Annotated in this window: 18 protein-coding genes; 7 read left to right on the forward strand and 11 right to left on the reverse strand. The window is 60.0% G+C overall.

The window, feature by feature from the left end:
* Window positions 1-113: 113 nt before the first annotated feature.
* The 3 genes from K0H47_RS24755 (at window position 114) to K0H47_RS24765 (ending at window position 5,179) form a co-directional block, all read left to right on the forward strand.
* Window positions 114-1,403: a diguanylate cyclase gene (locus K0H47_RS24755; RefSeq protein ID WP_063026713.1), complete on the forward strand. Its 1,290-nt coding sequence runs from the start codon at window positions 114-116 to the stop codon at window positions 1,401-1,403.
* A 90-nt stretch (window positions 1,404-1,493) separates the two neighbouring features.
* Entirely contained in the window at window positions 1,494-3,278 is a 1,785-nt protein-coding gene (locus K0H47_RS24760) for an acyl-CoA dehydrogenase C-terminal domain-containing protein (RefSeq protein WP_063026715.1), read from the forward strand.
* Between the two features lie 122 nt (window positions 3,279-3,400).
* Complete coding sequence (locus K0H47_RS24765) at window positions 3,401-5,179, forward strand: acyl-CoA dehydrogenase C-terminal domain-containing protein (protein WP_219273776.1); 1,779 nt, start codon at window positions 3,401-3,403, stop codon at window positions 5,177-5,179.
* 226 nt (window positions 5,180-5,405) lie between these two features.
* Here the strand turns inward: K0H47_RS24765 and K0H47_RS24770 are convergent, their stop codons facing one another.
* A complete protein-coding gene (locus K0H47_RS24770; protein WP_063026719.1) occupies window positions 5,406-6,296 on the reverse strand; it encodes a LysR family transcriptional regulator in 891 nt (296 codons plus the stop codon).
* Window positions 6,297-6,505: 209 nt separating this feature from the next.
* Here K0H47_RS24770 and K0H47_RS24775 point away from each other — a divergent pair, with 209 nt between their 5' ends.
* The 4 genes from K0H47_RS24775 (at window position 6,506) to K0H47_RS24790 (ending at window position 8,945) form a co-directional block, all read left to right on the forward strand.
* Entirely contained in the window at window positions 6,506-7,786 is a 1,281-nt protein-coding gene (locus K0H47_RS24775; RefSeq protein WP_219273777.1) for an aspartate aminotransferase family protein, read from the forward strand.
* 234 nt (window positions 7,787-8,020) lie between these two features.
* Complete coding sequence (locus tag K0H47_RS24780) at window positions 8,021-8,386, forward strand: type II toxin-antitoxin system RelE/ParE family toxin (protein WP_093204378.1); 366 nt, start codon at window positions 8,021-8,023, stop codon at window positions 8,384-8,386.
* Complete coding sequence (locus K0H47_RS24785; protein ID WP_063026725.1) at window positions 8,370-8,690, forward strand: DNA-binding transcriptional regulator; 321 nt, start codon at window positions 8,370-8,372, stop codon at window positions 8,688-8,690. Before K0H47_RS24780 ends, K0H47_RS24785 begins: the two co-directional genes overlap by 17 nt.
* Before the next feature lie 96 nt (window positions 8,691-8,786).
* On the forward strand, window positions 8,787-8,945 hold the full coding sequence (locus K0H47_RS24790; protein ID WP_003211049.1) for a YqaE/Pmp3 family membrane protein: 159 nt from the start codon (window positions 8,787-8,789) through the stop codon (window positions 8,943-8,945).
* Window positions 8,946-8,952: 7 nt separating this feature from the next.
* Here the strand turns inward: K0H47_RS24790 and pqqE are convergent, their stop codons facing one another.
* The 10 genes from pqqE to K0H47_RS24840 all read right to left on the reverse strand — a co-directional run bounded on the left by pqqE (window position 8,953) and on the right by K0H47_RS24840 (window position 18,868).
* Window positions 8,953-10,092, reverse strand: coding sequence for a pyrroloquinoline quinone biosynthesis protein PqqE (gene pqqE / locus K0H47_RS24795; protein WP_172834599.1), 1,140 nt, complete (start codon window positions 10,090-10,092; stop codon window positions 8,953-8,955).
* On the reverse strand, window positions 10,085-10,360 hold the full coding sequence (gene pqqD, locus K0H47_RS24800; protein WP_003211043.1) for a pyrroloquinoline quinone biosynthesis peptide chaperone PqqD: 276 nt from the start codon (window positions 10,358-10,360) through the stop codon (window positions 10,085-10,087). The genes pqqE and pqqD overlap by 8 nt, the downstream gene beginning before the upstream one ends.
* Window positions 10,357-11,109: a pyrroloquinoline-quinone synthase PqqC gene (gene pqqC / locus K0H47_RS24805; RefSeq protein WP_219273778.1), complete on the reverse strand. Its 753-nt coding sequence runs from the start codon at window positions 11,107-11,109 to the stop codon at window positions 10,357-10,359. Before pqqC ends, pqqD begins: the two co-directional genes overlap by 4 nt.
* Before the next feature lie 11 nt (window positions 11,110-11,120).
* Window positions 11,121-12,032, reverse strand: coding sequence for a pyrroloquinoline quinone biosynthesis protein PqqB (pqqB, locus tag K0H47_RS24810; protein WP_219273779.1), 912 nt, complete (start codon window positions 12,030-12,032; stop codon window positions 11,121-11,123).
* Window positions 12,033-12,109: 77 nt separating this feature from the next.
* The gene (pqqA, locus tag K0H47_RS24815) at window positions 12,110-12,184 is read right to left on the reverse strand and encodes a pyrroloquinoline quinone precursor peptide PqqA (protein WP_003194766.1); all 75 of its coding nucleotides are present in this window, start codon (window positions 12,182-12,184) and stop codon (window positions 12,110-12,112) included.
* Window positions 12,185-12,339: 155 nt separating this feature from the next.
* On the reverse strand, window positions 12,340-14,712 hold the full coding sequence (gene pqqF, locus K0H47_RS24820) for a pyrroloquinoline quinone biosynthesis protein PqqF (RefSeq protein ID WP_219273780.1): 2,373 nt from the start codon (window positions 14,710-14,712) through the stop codon (window positions 12,340-12,342).
* Window positions 14,713-14,762: 50 nt separating this feature from the next.
* The gene (locus K0H47_RS24825; RefSeq protein ID WP_219273781.1) at window positions 14,763-15,557 is read right to left on the reverse strand and encodes a carbon-nitrogen hydrolase family protein; all 795 of its coding nucleotides are present in this window, start codon (window positions 15,555-15,557) and stop codon (window positions 14,763-14,765) included.
* A gap of 10 nt (window positions 15,558-15,567) precedes the next feature.
* Window positions 15,568-17,250 (reverse strand): NAD(P)/FAD-dependent oxidoreductase, encoded by a 1,683-nt coding sequence (locus K0H47_RS24830; protein WP_219273859.1) that lies wholly within the window; start codon window positions 17,248-17,250, stop codon window positions 15,568-15,570.
* Window positions 17,251-17,417: 167 nt separating this feature from the next.
* On the reverse strand, window positions 17,418-17,900 hold the full coding sequence (locus tag K0H47_RS24835) for an Lrp/AsnC family transcriptional regulator (RefSeq protein ID WP_063026735.1): 483 nt from the start codon (window positions 17,898-17,900) through the stop codon (window positions 17,418-17,420).
* A 56-nt stretch (window positions 17,901-17,956) separates the two neighbouring features.
* Complete coding sequence (locus tag K0H47_RS24840; RefSeq protein ID WP_219273782.1) at window positions 17,957-18,868, reverse strand: sugar ABC transporter substrate-binding protein; 912 nt, start codon at window positions 18,866-18,868, stop codon at window positions 17,957-17,959.
* Between the last annotated feature and the right edge of the window lie 157 nt (window positions 18,869-19,025).

The raw sequence follows: 19,025 nt of genomic DNA on the forward strand, positions 1-19,025 counted from the left end.
TGCGCCGCTCGGCCGTTAAAGTGATGGCAATGTGATACGCATCACATCGAATGTGCTTAACTGTGATCAGTGAAGGCACTGTGCCATCTTTTTAGTGGGTCGGAGCTTTACCCTTGCCGCGCGTGTCTGCTTTACGTTTCAGTCATTTTTTACCTTCACTGCTGTTGCTGATGGCGGGGCTCTCGGCTGCGTATGTGAAGGACCTCAATGTGTTCTTCACCTCACTGTTCAATGTGCTGCCGACCCTCGTGTTGCTGCTGGGCGGTTCGTACTGCGCGGTCTACCGCCGCCAGCGCGAGCTGTTCCTGATGATCACGGTGTACGTGGTCTACTTCCTGCTGGACACCCAGACCGATTATTACCGCGACCATGGCCGAGTTCGGGACGACGCGGCGGTGGTTTTCCATCTGTGCTGCCTGTTGTTGCCGCTGCTGTTCAGCATCTACGCGCTCTGGCAGGAAAAAACCCACCTGTTTCGCGACTTCATCGCACGGTGCGCGGTGCTGTTGGCGATCGGCAGCGTGGCGCTGGCCCTTGAGCAAAGTTTCCCTCAGGCCGTGTTGAGCTGGTTGGCCGAGATTCGCTGGCCCGCGTTGCATGGCCGCTGGATGAGCCTGATCCAGCTTTCCTACCCGATGTTCCTGATTGGCTTTGTTACTCTGGCCGCGCAGTACTGGTACCAGCCAAGACCGCTGCACGCCGCGCAACTGGTGGGCTTGCTGGGGTTGTTCTGGATGTTGCCGCAGACCTTCATCCTGCCGTTCACCCTGAACATCATGTGCAGCCAGGTGATGCTGATGATTGCCGCCGGTGTGGCCCACGAGGCTTATCAAATGGCCTTCCGTGACGAGCTGACCGGGCTGCCGGGCCGCCGCGCACTGAACGAACGCATGCAGCGGCTGGGGCGCAACTACGTGCTGGCCATGGGCGACGTCGATCACTTCAAGCGCTTCAACGACACCCATGGGCACGATGTGGGTGACCAGGTACTGCGCCTGGTGGCCAGCAAGCTGTCCAAGGTCAACGGCGGCGGCCGGGCTTATCGGTACGGCGGCGAAGAGTTTGCCGTGGTGTTCGCCGGCAAGACCCTGGATGAATGCCTGCCGCACCTGGAAGAGATCCGCGAAATCATCGCCAACTACGACATCAAGTTGCGTAACCCCGATCGTCCCAACGACGACCAGCAAGGCCGGCAACGTCGTGCAGGCAGTGGCGCGTCCAGCGTGTCGGTGACCGTCAGCATCGGCGTCGCCGAGCGCCAGGCCGAGCAGCGCAGCCCTGAAGAAGTGCTCAAATCCGCCGACCAGGCGCTGTACAACGCCAAGGGCGCGGGGCGTAACTGCGTGGTTGCTTCGGGGCAGACCCGCCGGGGCGCGGTACGAATGGACAGCGCTGCCGGTTGAGTGATGGCGGTGTATTCAGCGGCCCTACAGTGATTGTCCGGTGGGCCGTGGGGCAGTAGGTTGAAGGCATCTGCTGCCGGAGACATCGCCATGCCTGACTATAAAGCTCCCCTGCGCGACATGCGCTTTCTGATCGATCACGTCTTTGATTTCCACGGCCACTACGCGGCGTTGGGTGCGACCGATGCCAGCCCGGACATGGTAGGCGCGATCCTCGAAGAAGGCGCCAAGTTCTGTGAAAACGTCCTCTCGCCGTTGAACCGCTCCGGCGATGAAGAAGGCTGCCATTTCGACAACGGTGTGGTGACCACGCCGAAGGGCTTCAAGGAAGCCTTCGCGCAGTACGTGGAAGGCGGCTGGCACGGTTTGGCGGCAGACCCGGCCTACGGCGGGCAGGGCTTGCCAATGTCCCTCGGGCTGGTGCTCGCGGAGATGATCTCCTCCAGCAACACGTCCTGGGGCATGTACCCCGGCCTGACCCACGGTGCGATGTCGGCGATCCGTGCCCATGGCACTGAAGAACAGAAAAACACCTACCTGAGCAAACTCACCGCCGGCCAGTGGACCGGCACCATGTGCTTGACCGAAGCCCATTGCGGCACCGACCTGGGGCTGATCAAGACCCGCGCGGTGCCTCAGGCAGATGGTAGCTACGCGATCACCGGCAGCAAGATTTTCATCTCGGCCGGCGAGCACGACATGAGTGAAAACATCATCCACCTGGTGCTGGCCAAGCTGCCGGACGCGCCGGCCGGGACCAAGGGCATTTCGCTGTTTATCGTGCCTAAGTTTCACGCCGACTCGGGTGAGCGCAATGCGATGGCTTGCGGCTCGATCGAACACAAGATGGGCATCAAGGCTTCGGCCACCTGTGTGCTGAACTTCGATGGCGCCCGGGGCTTCCTGATCGGTGAAGCGAACAAGGGCCTGAACTGCATGTTCACCATGATGAACCATGCGCGCCTGGGCACCGGCATGCAGGGCCTTTGTTTGGGCGAAGCGAGCTTCCAGGGTGCGATCAAGTACGCCAACGACCGCTTGCAGATGCGCTCGCTGACCGGTGCCAAGGCTCCGGAAAAAGCCGCCGACCCGATCATCGTCCACCCGGATGTGCGGCGCATGTTGCTGACCATGAAAGCCTTCAACGAAGGCAACCGGGCGCTGACCTACTTCTCCGCGCAGTTGCTCGATACCGCGCACTTGAGTGGCGACGAAGGTCAGCGTCAGGAGGCTGAAGACCTGTTGGCCTTCCTTACGCCGATCTGTAAAGCCTTCATGACCGAAACCGGGCTGGAGGTGACTAACCACGGTATGCAAGTGTTCGGTGGCCATGGCTTTATTCGTGAGTGGGGCATGGAGCAGTTGGTACGGGACTGCCGGATTGCGCCGATCTATGAAGGCACCAATGGCATCCAGGCGCTGGATTTGCTCGGGCGCAAGGTGCTCGGCAGCCAGGGCAAGCTGCTGCGTGGTTTTACCAAGATCGTCCACAAGTTCTGCGCGGCCAATGCCGAACATCCGCAATTCAAGGCTCACGTGGGGCAGCTCAACGAGTTGAATCAGCAATGGGGCGAGTTGACCGTCAAGGTCGGCATGGCCGCCATGAAGAACCCGGATGAAGTGGGTGCTGCAGCTCTGGATTACTTGATGTACAGCGGCTACATCATCCTCGCCTATCTGTGGCTGCGGATGGCGCTGGTGGCACAAGAGCAGTTGGAAAGCGGCAAGGGTGATGCCGATTACGCCCGGGGCAAGCTGGCCACCTGCGAGTTCTACTTCAAGCGTCTGCTGCCACGTACGCGTGCGCATCGGGCGGCGGTGGAGGCGGGGAGTGAGTGCCTGATGAGTCTGCCGGCGGAGCTGTTTGCGCTTTAGTGACCGTAAAATACTTGTTGGTCACAAGCAGACCCTATGTGTCACAAAAGTTGTTCGGTTACACTCTGGGTCTGTAAAACTGATCCCACCCGAATAACGTTAAAGTTCTCACGAGGTTTGCCATGGCTGACTACAAAGCGCCGCTGCGCGATATGCGCTTCGTCCTCAACGAAGTTTTCGAGGTGGCCAAACTCTGGGCCCAACTGCCAGCGTTGGCGGAGACCGTCGACGCCGAGACCGTAGAGGCAATCCTCGAAGAAGCCGGCAAAGTCACCTCCAAGACCGTCGCCCCGCTCAGCCGTGGCGGCGACGAAGAAGGTTGCCGCTGGGAGAATGGCGCGGTCTTCACCCCGGCCGGCTTCAAAGACGCCTACAAGACATACGCCGAAGGCGGTTGGGTAGGCGTCGGTGGCGATCCGACCTACGGCGGCATGGGCATGCCCAAGGCGGTATCGGCCCAGGTTGAAGAGATGATCAACTCCTCGGGCCTGGCCTTCGGCCTGTACCCGATGCTGACGTCCGGCGCCTGCGTGTCGATCAATACTCACGCCAGTGAAGAACTCAAAGCCACCTACCTGCCGAATATGTACTCGGGCGTGTGGGCCGGTTCCATGTGCCTGACCGAGCCTCATGCGGGCACCGACCTGGGGATTATTCGGACTAAGGCCGAGCCTCAGGCAGACGGTTCCTACAAGGTCAGCGGCACCAAGATCTTCATCACCGGTGGCGAGCATGACCTCACCGAAAACATCATCCACTTGGTGCTGGCCAAGCTGCCGGACGCACCCGCCGGTCCCAAGGGCATCTCGCTGTTCCTGGTGCCCAAGTTCATGGTCAATGCCGACGGCAGCCTGGGCGCGCGCAACCCGGTGACCTGTGGCTCCATCGAACACAAGATGGGCATCCAGGCTTCCGCGACCTGCGTGATGAACTTCGACGAGGCCGTGGGTTACCTGGTGGGCGAGCCGAACCGTGGCCTGGCGGCGATGTTCACCATGATGAATTACGAGCGCCTGGGCGTCGGCATCCAAGGCCTGGCCTCCGGTGAGCGCTCTTATCAGAACGCTATCGAATACGCCCGCGACCGCCTGCAAAGCCGTTCGCCAACCGGTCCGAAAGCCAAGGACAAGGTTGCCGACCCGATCATCGTCCACCCGGACGTGCGGCGCATGCTGCTGACCATGAAAGCCTCGAACGAAGGTGGCCGCGCATTCTCCACCTACGTGGCGATGCAACTCGACACCGCGAAGTTCAGCGACGACGCCACCACCCGCAAGCGTGCGGACGACTTGGTTGCCTTGCTGACCCCGGTGGCCAAGGCATTCCTGACTGACCTGGGCCTGGAAACCACCGTGCACGGCCAGCAGATTTTCGGCGGCCACGGCTACATTCGCGAATGGGGCCAGGAGCAACTGGTGCGTGATGTGCGCATCACCCAGATCTACGAAGGCACCAACGGCATTCAGGCCCTGGATCTGGTGGGACGCAAGATCGTCGGCAGTGGCGGGGCGTTCTACAAGCTGTTCGCCGACGAGATCCGCCATTTCACCGCTACCGCTGGCGCCGAACTGGCCGAGTTCACCAAACCGCTGAACGCGGCGGTGGATGATCTGGATGAGCTGACCGCCTGGCTGCTGGATCGCGCCAAGTCCAACCCGAATGAAATCGGTGCGGCGTCGGTGGAATACCTGCACGCGTTCGGCTACATGGCTTATGCCTACATGTGGGCCCTGATGGCCAAGGCGGCCTTGGGCAAAGAGGCTCAGGAAGATTTCTACGCCAGCAAACTGGGGACTGCGCGTTTCTACTTTGCGCGCTTGCTGCCGAGGATTGCGTCCCTCAGCGCCTCGGTAAAAGCCGGTAGCGAATCGCTGTTTTTGCTGGATGAAGCACTGTTCTAAGGGCTTGGAGGGCGTGTAAGCATTCTCTTACATGACGTGCTGCTATTCGTCCTCTATCGCCACATTGGATCCACGGATAATCTACTTCACATGGACGTCGCGCAGGAAGCGCAAAGCAACAACACGGACACGTAGGATTCTGCCAGGAAGGCGGAGTGAAATGGATGTCAGGGAAACAGTCTGCAAAGCCCCGCTTCGGCGGGGTTTTCTTTTGCCTGCGAAAAAGTCAGACAGGCGCGTTCATCACGTCTTCCAGCAGCGTGCGCAACAATTCCAACGTTGCTTGCTGACGCTGCACATCCCGGCACACCAATCCTACTTTCAGCGGCACCCGTGGTTCGCTCAGGGGTTTCCACAGCAACGCCTTGCTGTTGTGTTCGTCCTGGGAGCGTCCGGGCAGTACTGTCGCCAGCTTGGTGTAGGGCAGGCTGTCGAGAATCCCCACCATCGTATTCAACTCTGCCTGCACTTGCGGACGACGGCCCAGGTTGGCCAGTTGACCCTGCCAGATCTGCCGTACCTGAAACTCTTCCCCCAGCAGCAACATCGGTAGCTCGGCGGCTTGCTTCAAGGAGACTTTCTTGAATTCCCGCAGCGGGTGGTCAGACGGGATGACCACCTTGAGTTCATCTTCATACAGCAGCACACCGTGCAGGCCCGGCTGGCGCGGCGGCAGGTAGCTGATGCCGATGTCGAGCGAGCCGTTGAGCAGCCGGCGCTCGATCTCCATGCCGGTCAACTCGTAGATTTGTACGACCAGGTGCGGCTGGGCCTTGCGCACCCGTTCCAGCATCTGTGGTACCAGGCTGGTGTGCACGGTTTGCAGCACGCCGATCGCCAAGGTGCGCAATGCCTGTCCCTTGAAGTTACGTAAGGCTTCCACGGCCTGCTGCATGCCATCGAGCAAGGGTAGGGCGTGGTTGTACAACGTGTGGGCGGCGAGGGTCGGCAGCAGGCGCTTGCTGCTGCGTTCGAACAGGCTCACGTCGAGGTTCTGTTCGAGCTGGCGGATCTGTTGCGACAAGGCCGGCTGGGAGATCGACAGGCGCTCTGCAGCCCGGCCCACGTGGCCTTCTTCATACACCGCGACGAAATAACGCAGTTGCTTGAAATCCATAAGTAACACTTATCGAAAATGCTGGAAAATCGAAATGGCCGAGTGCCCCCGAGGCGCCTAGTCTAGCGCCTATTCACAGGGCTTACAGGGCCGGAAAGTGCGATGAGTAGTGTTTATGTTGACGGTGTTTGCATAGGCAGGGCAAAAAACCTCAGCCATGGGCTGATCGGTAATACCGACCAAGGTGCGATTGCCAGCGGGGTATATCCATGAACCTGTTTAACCTGCGACGCCCGGTCCCCAGTCTTGATGATCTGATCCTCGATGCGAAAACTCCGATACTGCGAGACGACCTTTCCAGCGACTGCCTGATGCCCAGCGTGACGCGTCCGCCTCAGGTGTTTGTACGCGGTCAGGGTTCCTGGCTATGGGACAGCGAAGACCGCACCTATCTCGACTTCAGCCAGGGCGGCGGCGCCAACAGCCTGGGTCACAGCCCACAGGTAGTGACCAAGGCGCTGGCTGATCAGGCCCAATCGCTGATTAACCCCGGCAACGGCCTTTACAACCGCGTTCAACTGAACCTCGCCGATCGCCTGTGCCAACGCACCGGCAGCGACCAGGTCTACCTGCTCAACAGCGGCGCCGAAGCCTGTGAAGCGGCCATCAAGCTGGCGCGCAAATGGGGTCAGCTGCACCGTGGCGGCGCCTATCGCATCATCACCGCGAGCAACGGTTGCCATGGCCGCAGCTTTGCGGCGATGTCGGCATCGGCCGCTGCCAGTGAAAACCGTTTTGAGCCGCAATTGCCGGGATTCAGTCATGTGCCTTTCAACGACCTGCCTGCATTACATGCAGCCGTCGACGCACAGACCGTGGCAATCATGCTGGAACCGATCCAGAACGATGCGGGTGTCATCCCTGCGACCGAGCACTATCTCAAGGGTGTCGAACGCCTGTGCCGCGAGCTGGGCATCCTGTTGATCCTCGACGAAGTGCAAACCGGCACTGGCCGTTGCGGCACGTTGCTCGCCGAACAGCACTACGGCGTACGTGCCGACATCATCTGCCTGGGCAAGGGCTTGGGTGGTGGTGTGCCACTGGCGGCGTTGCTCGCGCGGGGCAAGGCGTGTTGTTTTGAAATCGGTGAGCTGGAAGGCACCCACCATGGCAACGCGCTGATGGCTTCCGCTGGTATAGCGGTGCTCGATACTGTACTGAGCCACGGATTTCTGGAGCACGTTTGCGAGGTTGGCGCTTATCTGGGCGAAGGGCTTGCCCGCCTGGCTCATCGTTATGGCCAGGGCGAACTGCGTGGCCAAGGCCTGCTGTGGGGACTGACCCTGTCGGAAGATTCGGCAGATGCAGTGGTAAAGGCCGCGCTGAGCGAAGGACTGATCCTGAGCGCGCCGCAACCTGACTGTCTGCGCTTCACTCCGGCGCTCACATTGAGCAAAAGCAACGTCGACGAAATGCTCCTGCGCCTGGCGCGAGCGTTCTCCCGGGTGCGCACCGCACAGTTGCAATGCCGCAAGGGCATTGCCGTTTAACCCCCTTATTTCCTGAACCGTCTCGCGGTATACGCGGCGCCTCCAGCCTGATTCTTTTGGCTGGGGGCGTTTTTTTGTCTGCGTAATTTTTGGATTGAAAAGGGTGCTTGAGCATCATTGGGAAAAATGGCCTTTTAGCGGGCGTCGGCAAGGACTGCCGATAGGGCGTGAAGTTTTTTATGCCCTATTTCTAATCTATACCACTGAGTGGTATGTTTTCGGGAAGGGATGCCTATGAGGCTCAGGCTGTTCAAAACGCGGAATTTTGCCAACGCAGCCAGCAAGGCTTGGATATGTGATTCGGAATTGAGGGAAGCATTCAGCGAGATGCTTGGCGGCCAAGCCGACAATTTGGGCGGTGGTGTTTGGAAGAAACGTCTGAATCAGAACCGACATCGTTCAATTGTCTTGGCCAAGGGCAGGCATTACTGGGTATATCAATTGCTATACGCCAAGCAGAACCAAAGCAATATCACTCAAAGCGAGCTGGTTTGGTTTCGGTCGCTGGCTAAGACCTATGAAGGTTTCAGCGAAGCACAGATTCAGCAGATGCTGGATCTCAGGGAGTTTGTGGAGATACATCATGACCAAGAAATATAAAAGTGAGGCGTTTGAGTCCATTCATCAATCCGCCGAAGCGCTTTATGCAATTGGCGCTATTAACAAAACCACCCTTCGTGAGTTCGACGAGGCATGCCTTGCGGATATTCCGGCGCAAATCCCGGCCGAGCAAATCAAACAACTACGCGAGCGCAGTCACGTCAGCCAACCTGTATTTGCCCGTTACTTGAACACCAGCGCCTCCACGGTGAAGCAATGGGAGTCTGGTGAGAAGCGGCCCAGCGGCATGGCGCTCAAGCTGTTGAGCATCGTGCAGAAGCATGGTTTGGAAATCCTGGCCTGAGGATGGCCCCGTGCCAGATCCCACTGAACCCTTACCAACGGCCAAGGTCGATTAGCTTGTACGGCTCACACGAGCCGATTTTCTGGAGCTGAACCCATGGATATCATTCGCATCATCATCGCCATTCTGCTGCCGCCACTGGGTGTGTTCCTGCAAGTGGGTTTCGCTGGCGCGTTCTGGCTGAATATTCTGCTGACCTTGTGCGGTTATATCCCGGGTATCGTGCACGCGGTGTACATCATCGCCAAACGCTAAAATGACCTCAGCCTTTCGCGATAAGCCGTGAGTTTCGCTCGTTGCGAAAGGCCAGTTGCTCGATGGTCTGGGTGGCGTGCTCCGCTTCTTCACGGGCCTGAAGGATCAGCCCGTGGTGCTCCGATTTGCTGCACACCGGGTCGGCATTGCTGGCATCCCCGGTCAGCATGAACGCCTGGCAGCGGCAGCCGCCGAAGTCCTTTTCCTTCTCGTCGCATGAACGGCACGGCTCGGGCATCCAGTCGTAGCCGCGAAAGCGGTTGAAGCCGAACGAGTCGTACCAGATGTGTTGCATGCTGTGGTCGCGCACGTTGGGAAATTGCACCGGCATTTGTCGGGCTCCGTGGCACGGCAGGGCAGTACCGTCCGGCGTTACCGTCAGAAAGATGCTGCCCCAGCCATTCATGCAGGCTTTCGGGCGTTCCTCGTAGTAATCCGGCGTGACGAATATCAGCTTGCACGGGTGGCCTTCGGCTTCGAGCTTGGCGCGGTATTCGTTGGTGATGCGTTCGGCGCGCACCAGCTGTTCCTGGGTCGGCAACAGGCCGACCCGATTGAGCTGGGCCCAGCCGTAGAACTGGCAGGTGGCAAGCTCGACAAAGTCCGCTTCCAGGGCAATGCACAGCTCGATGATGCGGTCGATCTTGTCGATATTGTGCCGATGGGTGACGAAGTTCAGCACCATCGGGTAGCCGTGGGCTTTCACTGCCCGGGCCATTTCGAGTTTTTGCGCGAAGGCTTTTTTCGAGCCGGCCAGCAGGTTGTTCACTTGCTCGTCGCTGGCCTGGAAGCTGATCTGGATATGGTCCAGGCCCGCCTTCTTGAAGTCGCTGATTTTCTGCTCGGTAAGGCCGATGCCTGAGGTGATCAGGTTGGTGTAGAAACCCAACTTGCGCGCCTCGGCGATCAGTTCGGCGAGGTCCTGGCGCACCAGCGGTTCGCCGCCGGAAAACCCCAGTTGCGCAGCGCCCATTTCCCGGGCTTCGCGAAACACCTTGATCCACTGTTCGGTGCTCAGCTCCTTGCCCTGCTCGGCGAAATCCAGCGGATTGGAGCAGTACGGGCATTGCAGCGGGCAGCGATAGGTCAGCTCGGCCAGCAACCAGAGTGGCAGGCCGATCTCCGGTTTCGGTGGCAGGTCAGGCAAGTTCGATCCAGTGCTGAGCACGGGCAACCTCCATGAATTGCTCGATGTCTTCACCGAGCTCGGGTACGCCAGGGAATTGCTTGTCCAGCTCGGCAATGATCGCGCTTACATCGCGTTCGCCATCGATCAAACCACCGATCAACGCGGCGCTGTCGTTGAGCTTGATCATGCCCTCCGGGTACAGCAGCACGTGGCCTTTCTGCGCCGGTTCGTACTGGAAGCGATAGCCCTGGCGCCAGGTTGGTTTTTTGCTGCGATCGAAGCTCATAGGGTGATCCCCTTATGCCACACACGCTGATCAGTCACGCTGTGATACGGCGGGCGTTTCAGTTCGTAAGCCATGCTCATGGCATCGAGCATGCTCCAAAGAATGTCCAGTTTGAACTGGAGAATTTCCAGCATGCGCTCCTGGCCTTCGCGGGTGGTGTAATGCTGCAAGGTAATCGCCAAGCCGTGCTCCACATCCCGGCGAGCCTGGCCCAGGCGGGTACGGAAATACTCGTAGCCGGCCGGGTCGATCCACGGGTAATGCTGGGGCCAGCTGTCGAGGCGCGACTGGTGGATCTGCGGGGCGAACAATTCGGTCAGGGAACTGCTGGCAGCTTCCTGCCAGCTGGCGCGACGGGCGAAGTTGACGTAGGCGTCTACCGCAAATCGTACGCCGGGCAGTACCAATTCCTGGGAGCGCAGTTGATCCGGGTCCAGGCCGACGGCCTGGCCCAGGCGCAGCCAGGCTTCAATGCCGCCGTCTTCGCCGGGGGCGCCGTCGTGATCCAGCAGGCGCTGAATCCACTCACGACGAACCTCCCGGTCCGGACAGTTGGCCAGGATCGCGGCGTCCTTGAGGGGAATGTTCACCTGATAATAAAAGCGGTTGGCGACCCAGCCCTGGATCTGCTCGCGGGTGGCGCGGCCTTCATACATCGCCACATGATACGGGTGATGGATATGGTAGAAGGCGCCCTTGGCCAGCAGGGCCTGTTCAAACTCGGCAGTGGTCAGCGGTGTGTCAGTCATTTGGCTCGCTCCTACAATTCAATGCTCATGCCGTCGTACGCCACTTCCACATTGCGTCGCAGCAGCTCGGCTCGCTCGGGCGAGTCCTCGTCCAAGATCGGGTTGGTGTTGTTGATGTGGATAAGCACCTTGCGCTGCTTGGGCAACTGCTCCAGCACCTCCAGCATGCCGCCGGGGCCGTTTTGCGCCAGGTGGCCCATCTCGCGACCGGTGCGGGTGCCAACGCCACGGCGCTGCATTTCGTCGTCATCCCACAGCGTGCCGTCCACCAGCAGGCAATCGCTGCCGGCCATGATCTCCAGCAACGGTCCGTCGACCTTGCCCAGGCCCGGCGCATAGAACAGTTTGCCGCCGGTGCGCAGGTCTTCGACGATCAGGCCGATGTTGTCGCCCGGGTGTGGGTCGAATCGGTGAGGCGAGTAGGGCGGCGCCGCGCTGCGCAGGGGCAGCGGTGTGAAACGCAGGTTGGGGCAGGCGGGAATGGTGAAGCTGGCATCCAGCTCGATGCGGTTCCACGCCAGGCCGCCGTTCCAGTGGGTCAGCATGGTGAACAGCGGGAAGCCGGTGCTCAGGTCCTCATGGACCATGTCGGTGCACCACACCTGGTGCGGGCAGCCTTCGCGCAGGCTGAGCAGGCCGGTGGTGTGGTCGATCTGGCTGTCCATCAGGATGATCGCGCTGATGCCGGTGTCCCGCAGGGCGCGGCCGGGTTGCATCGGGGCGAACCCTTGAAGCTGGGCACGGATGTCGGGTGAGGCGTTGCACAGCACCCAGTTCACGCCGTCATCGGAAATCGCGATGGACGACTGGGTACGCGCCTCGGCCCGCAAGCTACCGTCGCGAAAACCTGCGCAGTTCACGCAGTTGCAGTTCCATTGCGGGAAACCACCGCCCGCGGCGGAACCTAGAATCTGGACAAACATGGCCGCTCCACTACACATAACTCAAAAATAAAAACGCCCCGGGCGAGCCGAGGCGTTGCATTGCGATACAAAGCCAATCAGCGGCTGGCAAAGTACATGGTGACTTCAAAGCCGATACGCAGATCAGTGTAAGCAGGTTTGGACCAGGTCATGTTCTTACTCCTACGGATGGATGGGACATTTACTACCAATACATATAGTCCACCTCCAAGCGGAGATGTTCAGAGGTGTGCATGTGAATGTTACGTACTTCTTTTGAAGATAGCGCTGTCCTGTGGGAAAAAGCTTTTTACCGAAGCGGCAATGATCAGCCAGATCGTTGCCAGGAGCCGGCGGCACAAGCGCCATTAGCCACACAACGCCATCCGCCTGCAGCTGCATTGAGTTGCTGTGCCGCTTTCATTAAATCCTCGCGGGAGCGGGTCTGGATGAAATCTTGCAGCTGCTGGATGTAATCCGACGGGTGGCCTGCCAAGTGCGCGTGCCAGAGCAATTCAGCGGCTTGGGAAGTGGGTACGGCGTCGAGGGAAAATTGCCGGGCCAGATCGTCCGGCAGTTCGCTGGCGTTGATCAGCGCGGGCAGTTGCTTCAGGAACGCCTGCAGGTGATCAAGTATTTGCGCAAGAGACGCGCTTGGGGATTGCACCCCAAACAGCAGGCCGGTTTGCCCGTTGTACTGTCGGATGCCGCTGAACACCGCGTAGCCCAATTGAAGCTCAACACGCAGTTGCTGGTAGAACGGCGCTTGCACCAGATGCGCGAGTAAACGCCAGCATGCCTCGTCGGCCAGGGATTGGGTCGGTGTAGGACAGAGCAGCAGCAGCGCGCTGTCGCTGGAATCGGTGCTCACTTCATGCCACACCTGCTGGCCGCTGATTGATGGAAGCTTGCTGATAGCCGCTTCCGGTTGCCCCGGCAGTTTCCCTGCTGCGCTTTTTATAGCCATCTCGCAGGCGGCGGGCAGTCCGACGGCAAGCCCTTGCCAGCGGGCGGTCGACCACCGATCTTGGCCGGCCATCTGTTTAGCAGATGGGATGCCGGCGCAATAGCCGGGCAATGCCTTGAGCAACTGCCGAATCGCCATGGTCTGTGCAGCGACGGGGTGCGTCACGGTCGTTTCATTCAGCTGGGTCAGACCGCGTGCCACTTCCTCCAATATCGCGGGCATGGGTTCGTGCAGCCCGACCATCTTCATCTGCCAGAAACCGCCAATTGTCTCGAAAGACAGCTGGACGCCAGCCTGGCTGGCGTTCTCACGCAATTGTGGGAAAAGCTCTTCATCCAGCGGCGAATCCAGATGCCAGCGCAGATAGAGGGCGCCTTCATCCGTGTCGCCTGGCAGCGCCTGGCTGAAGGTCAACGCCGAGAGATCCTTTCGGCCTCGGGAGCGATCCTGGGCGAACGTGCGCAGGCCGCGATGGGCGCTGGTCTGGCCGCGAATCAGTCCCGGGCGCTCTTCCCTGACGGTCGGGCGCAGGAACGGGTTGGGGGGCGGCAGTTGCCAGGCGTGCCGGGACGGTGGCAATTGCAGCGAGTCCAACAGGACTTTAAGGGACGCGGCGCCATGTTCTGAGAGGACGGGCTCGTGATTCTGTCGGACCAAAGCCAAGGCAACGCTGACCTGTAGTTTGCGAGCGAGCAGCAGCGCGTACTCTTCCCGCAGCAGGGTCCAGTCGCTGTGTGCGAAAAAGCTTAGCCAGTCGTGCAGCAGTTCTTCGATCAGCGTCGTCTGCGGGGCACCATGAGTGTCCAGAGTGAACTTGATATCCAATACAGCCTGGCCGGCGAACTGATACAGGACAGTTGCGTTAATGGCACTGACCAGCTGTTGCGTCTGCAACTCGGCGAGCAATCCGCCTGGCGCCGAAGCGTTCAGCCACAGACAGAGGAAGTCCAACGCGTCAGGGGATGCCTCGCTCACCACGACCTGATGCCAGTGATGCTCATTGGTGTGTCGATAAGTACGTTGACTGCCGGCCAGCAACGCCGGCGCAGGCTTCTGTGGCAGCAGCGGTACAGTCTTCAATGCAGCGCCAAACTGTTGCGCCAATGCCTCTAACTCCGCCAGCGACTGAGGGCCCGCAAGGCTCAAGGTCATCTGCCCGGTCTGATAGAAGCCTTCATAAAAATCCCGCAACGCCTGCTGAAAATCCTCACGCTCTACCGGCAAGCTATCCCGATTGCCCGCATGAAACGCCCGCAACGGATGATCCGCCGCAACACCCTCCAGCAACGCCTGTTGCTGTTGCGCCGCAGCATCTTGCGACCAGGCGATAAACTCCGCGTGTAGCACTTCACGCTCGCGCAGTTGGTCTTCGATGGCCAGGCGCGGACGGCCGAGCATATCCCCCAAGCGCTCCAACGCTGCTTCAAATGCCGAAACAGGCACCTCAAAGAAAAAGTCGGTAGTGCGTTCGCGAGTGCTGGCATTGACCTGTCCGCCCTGACGCTGCACGTAGGCCATCAGCCCTTCATTTGCAGGAAAACGCTCGGTGCCCAGGAACAACAAATGCTCAAGAAAATGCGCCAGTCCCGGCCACGCCAAGGGCACATCGTGACTGCCCGCCGCAACGCGCAAGGCCGCCGCGCAACGCTTCAAACGCGGCGCATGACGCAAGGAAACCCGCAGGCCGTTGGCCAGGGTCAGTTGAAGGTAATGAGGGTGGGCCGGCGCAGGCATGAGCACTTCCGAAACGTAGGAAGTGCCTATGCTAGCGCAAACCTGCCGGATCAGTGCTTGTGCAAGGCACCATAAAGCTCGGGACGCCGGTCCAGCAGGTAGCGATTGGCCGCACGTGAGTCGACCATCAACTGCCGATCCAGAGTGCCGACAATCAACGCCTCATCGAGCCCCGCCTGGGCAATCCGCTGGCCATCCGGTGCGGCGATGCTGCTTTGCCCGCAATACTGGATCTCGCCTTCCTGCCCGCAGTAATTGGCGTAGGCCACATAACACTGGTTTTCAAACGCCCGCGCCCGCACCGTCACATCGGCGACGAAATCGAAGGGCACCATATTGGCCGTCGGTACCAGGATCAACTCCGCCCCGGCCAGCGCCAGGCGACGGGTGTTCTCCGGGAACTCCAGGTCATAGCAAATCAGGAAACCCAGCTTCCACCCGTTCAATTCCACCAGCGGGAAATCATCGTCGCCGGCGCTGAACATCGAGTTGTCGAGATCGCCAAACAGGTGCGTCTTGCGGTAGTTGCACAGGCGCTGGCCGTTGGCGTCGATCAACTGCACGGCGTTGTAGATCTGCCCGTCTGCACCGCGCTCCGGATAGCCATACAGAATCGCCACGTCCGAGTTTTTCGCCAGTGCGGCGATGGATTGGGCAGCGGGGCCGTCCTGGGTTTCAGCCAAGGCGCCGACCGCTTCCACGCCGATGTTATAGCCGGTGAGAAACATCTCCGGCAGTACCAGCAGGTCAGCGTCGGTGGCCTCTTGCGCCAACTGATGCAGGCGCTTGAGATTGCCGGCCACGTCCAGCGGCAAAGGCGGGCATTGATACAGGGCGACACGCATGGGCAACTCCTTATTCGGGCAGAGCGATTGGCCCGATCTCGTCGAACACATCGCCCGGGCCCGGGTTCTGCGGGTGAGTGCTGCCACCGAAGTGAGTCATGATGCCCCACACCGCATTCAGCGAGGTTTGCACGGCGCCTTCAACCCACGCCGGTGTCCACGATACGTCGTCGCCGGCGATGAAAATACCGCGTTGCTCCGCCGGCATGTCTTTCTGCATGAAGTGCGCGTACATCCGTTGGTTGTAGCGATAGTGGCCCGGCAGTGCACCCTTGAAAGCCCCGAGGAAATGCGGGTCGGCTTCCCACGATACAGTGATCGGATCGCCGATGATCCGCGCGGCGATGTCGACTTTCGGGTAGATCTTTTTCAACGCGTCGAGGGCCAGTTTCACCCGCTTCTCGATGGGCTGCGGGAGCATTTTCAGGGCGTCGCTCATCCAGGAATAGGACAGGCAAATCACCCCAGGCTTGTCATCGCCGTTGTCGAACAGATAGGTCCCACGGGTCAGGCGATCCGTCAGCGTCATGCTCATCAAGTCACGGCCTGTCTCTGGATCCTTGTCCTTCCAGAATGGTCGGTCGACCATCACGAAGGTTTTCGACGACTGCATATAGCGGGTGCGGTCGAGGGCCATCCACATCTTTTGCGAGAACAGGGTTTCGTCGCACTCGATCTGGGTGGTCAGCAGCCAGCTCTGGCAGGTGGTCAGCACGGCGGCGTATTCACGGGTGTCGCCATAGTTGTCGGTGACCGCGAAACGGCCGTCCGGCGCGTGAGCAATGCGCTTGACGCCGGCCCGCGGCGCGCCGTTGTGCAGGGAGCTGAGGCTGGTGCCTTCCGGCCAGTGGGCGCAACGCTCCGGCACATGGCGCCAGATACCCATAGGCACTTGGGCGACGCCGCCGACCACGAGATGCTGGTGATCGTCGCAGTTGGTCATCACCACGCGGAAGATTTCCAGCATCGAGTTGGGAAAGTCCGAGTCCCAGCCACCGGTGCCGAAGCCAACCTGGCCGAACACTTCACGGTGATGGAAGGACAACTTGGCGAACGCTTTGGAGGTCGCTACGAAGTCGTAGAAGGTGCGGTCGTCCCACAACGGAACCAGCGTATTCCACAGCTCTTTCAGACGCGGTACGTCACGGTCGCGGATGGCTTGCTGGATATCGCTGAACTGCGAGCCGGCTTCCAGGGCGTCGGCCCAGGCGTCAGCTACTTCCTGGAACAGTGCAGGAAGGTCGGCGAGTTTCTGTGCGTAGTGCGTCTGGCCTTCGAGGTCGATGACGGTGCTGCCCGATGCAGGTGTCAGCGGGTTGGGAAACGGTTTGGTCTCCAGCCCGAGCTTATCCACATAGTGGTAGAACGCAGTGGAGGACACCGGGAAGCGCATGCCACCCAGTTCCGCAATGATGCCTTCGGCGCCTTCAAACGCCTGGGAGCGCAGGCGGCCACCCATTTTCGAGGCTTCATACACCACGGGTTTCAGGCCGAGCTTCATCAGCTCATAGGCGGCCACCAGCCCGGCAATCCCCGCGCCGACGATCGCCACTTCGACGCCTTGGTTGGCCGCCGGAATACTGCCCAGGCCCGCCGGGTGTTCGATCCAGTCATCAAAGGCGAACGGGAAGTCCGGGCCAAAGATAGTGATCGGCTTTTTACCGGTGGCGGGGTGGCGGTTGGGCTTGCTGATGGTGCTGGAAGGAATGCTCATGGCTGACCTTGCTGGCGGCTCGGCGGGGCGCGACCCGCTGAGTATAGGAAAAGATGGCAGCCATTCTAGGGAGCGTAGCGTTCGTTAATAAGACGCAATGTGTCGTCGAAATGAATTGTTTTTAGTCAGAGTGACGAAGGTGTTGATCAGATTGGTTGGCCACGATCCAGTTTGTTACTGAGGATGATCGAGGTGGTGGTCTTCTCCACACCGTCGACGCTGCCGATCTGGTCCAGCAGTTGATCAAGCTGTTCCGGCGAATCGGTACGCAGCCAGGCCACGTAATCGAACTCGCCACTGACTGCACACAGTTGCTGAACCTGCGCCATGGCGCTGATCCGGCGCAGCACTTCCTTGCCGGAGCGCGGTTGCACGGTAATCCCCACGTAGGCCTGCAAGCCGCCATTTACCACGCGCTGGCTCAGTCGCACGCCGTAGCCGGTAATCACTTGGGTTTTTTCCAGGCGCGCGAGGCGCGAGGTGACGGTGGTGCGGGCGATGCCCAACTGCCGGGCGAGCATGGCCACACTTTCGCGGGCGTTGATCTGCAAGGCGGCAATCAACTGGCGATCGATTTCATCGAGGACGGGAGGGTGAGAGGCGGGCAAGGTGTTCTCCGGCGCGGGCATCAATGGGCGAGCATGTTACAGGCTCGGTCCCCTTGATGCTCGCGGCGGCGTTTGGCTCAGTTGCGCAAGAACTGCTGGTAGTTTTCCGGGGTGACCAGTTGCGTAGGAATCCATACATCGCCTTGCAGGGCGGCATGCTTGATCAGCATCAGCGCGGCGCCCACTGAGCCGGCGCCGATGGCCACCGGGTCGCGGAAAACGGTCACTGCCAGTTGGCCCTTTTTCAGCGCCTGCAAACCATCCGGCGTACCGTCGATGCCGCCCACCAGAATGTCCTGGCGCCCGGTCTGGCGCAGGGCCATGGCGGCGCCGATGCCCATCTCGTCATTGTTGGAGGCCACGGCGTTGATGGTCTGGCCCTTGGTCAGCCAATCATTCATCAGGTCCATGCCTTTTTCCCGCTGCCAGTCGCCGGACTGTTCTTCGACGACTTTGATCCCAGGGTATTTGGCCAGTACATCCTTGACCCCGTTCGTGCGCTTGCCGGTATCACTGTGGGCGAGGCGGCCGAGGATGATCGCCAGGTTGCCTTTGCCCCCCATTTTCTCGGCCAGGTACTCCATCTGCATCCGGCCGATGGCGCGCTCGTCGGTGCCGACGAAGACGACGCCGGGTGGGAAGGTTTCGACCTCGGGACGGCTATTCATGTACACCAGCGGGATACCGGCGGCGTTGGCTTTTTCGGTGATTTTTCGGGTGGCGGCGGTGTCGGCCGGGTTGACGATGATCGCGTCGACTTTCTGGCTGATAAAGCTTTCCACCTGGTTCAACTGGCGCACCACGTCACTGGCGGAATCTTCCACCTGCAACTTGACTCCATCAGGCGAGGCCTTGGCGCGGTCCTGCATGGCCTGCACCAGGTAGGACACGTAGTTATCGAATTGTCCGACGGATACCCCTATGCGCAATTCAGCGTGGGCGGCGGTGGACAGCAGCAGGGCACAGGCACAGCCAAGCAGGCGCTTCATGGGAGATTCCTTCTTATTGTTTTTGGCGCGAAAAAGATTCTGAAGTAGACACTATTGGAAATAAAATTCCACTTCAAGTGAGCCCCGGAGTTTATTTTCGCCGATGATCGAACACATTAATTTGTGCCGGATTGTTAAAAGTAACTGTTTGGTACAT

The organism is Pseudomonas sp. Xaverov 83, assembly GCF_019352905.1.
Classification (GTDB): Bacteria; Pseudomonadota; Gammaproteobacteria; order Pseudomonadales; family Pseudomonadaceae; genus Aquipseudomonas; species Aquipseudomonas yamanorum.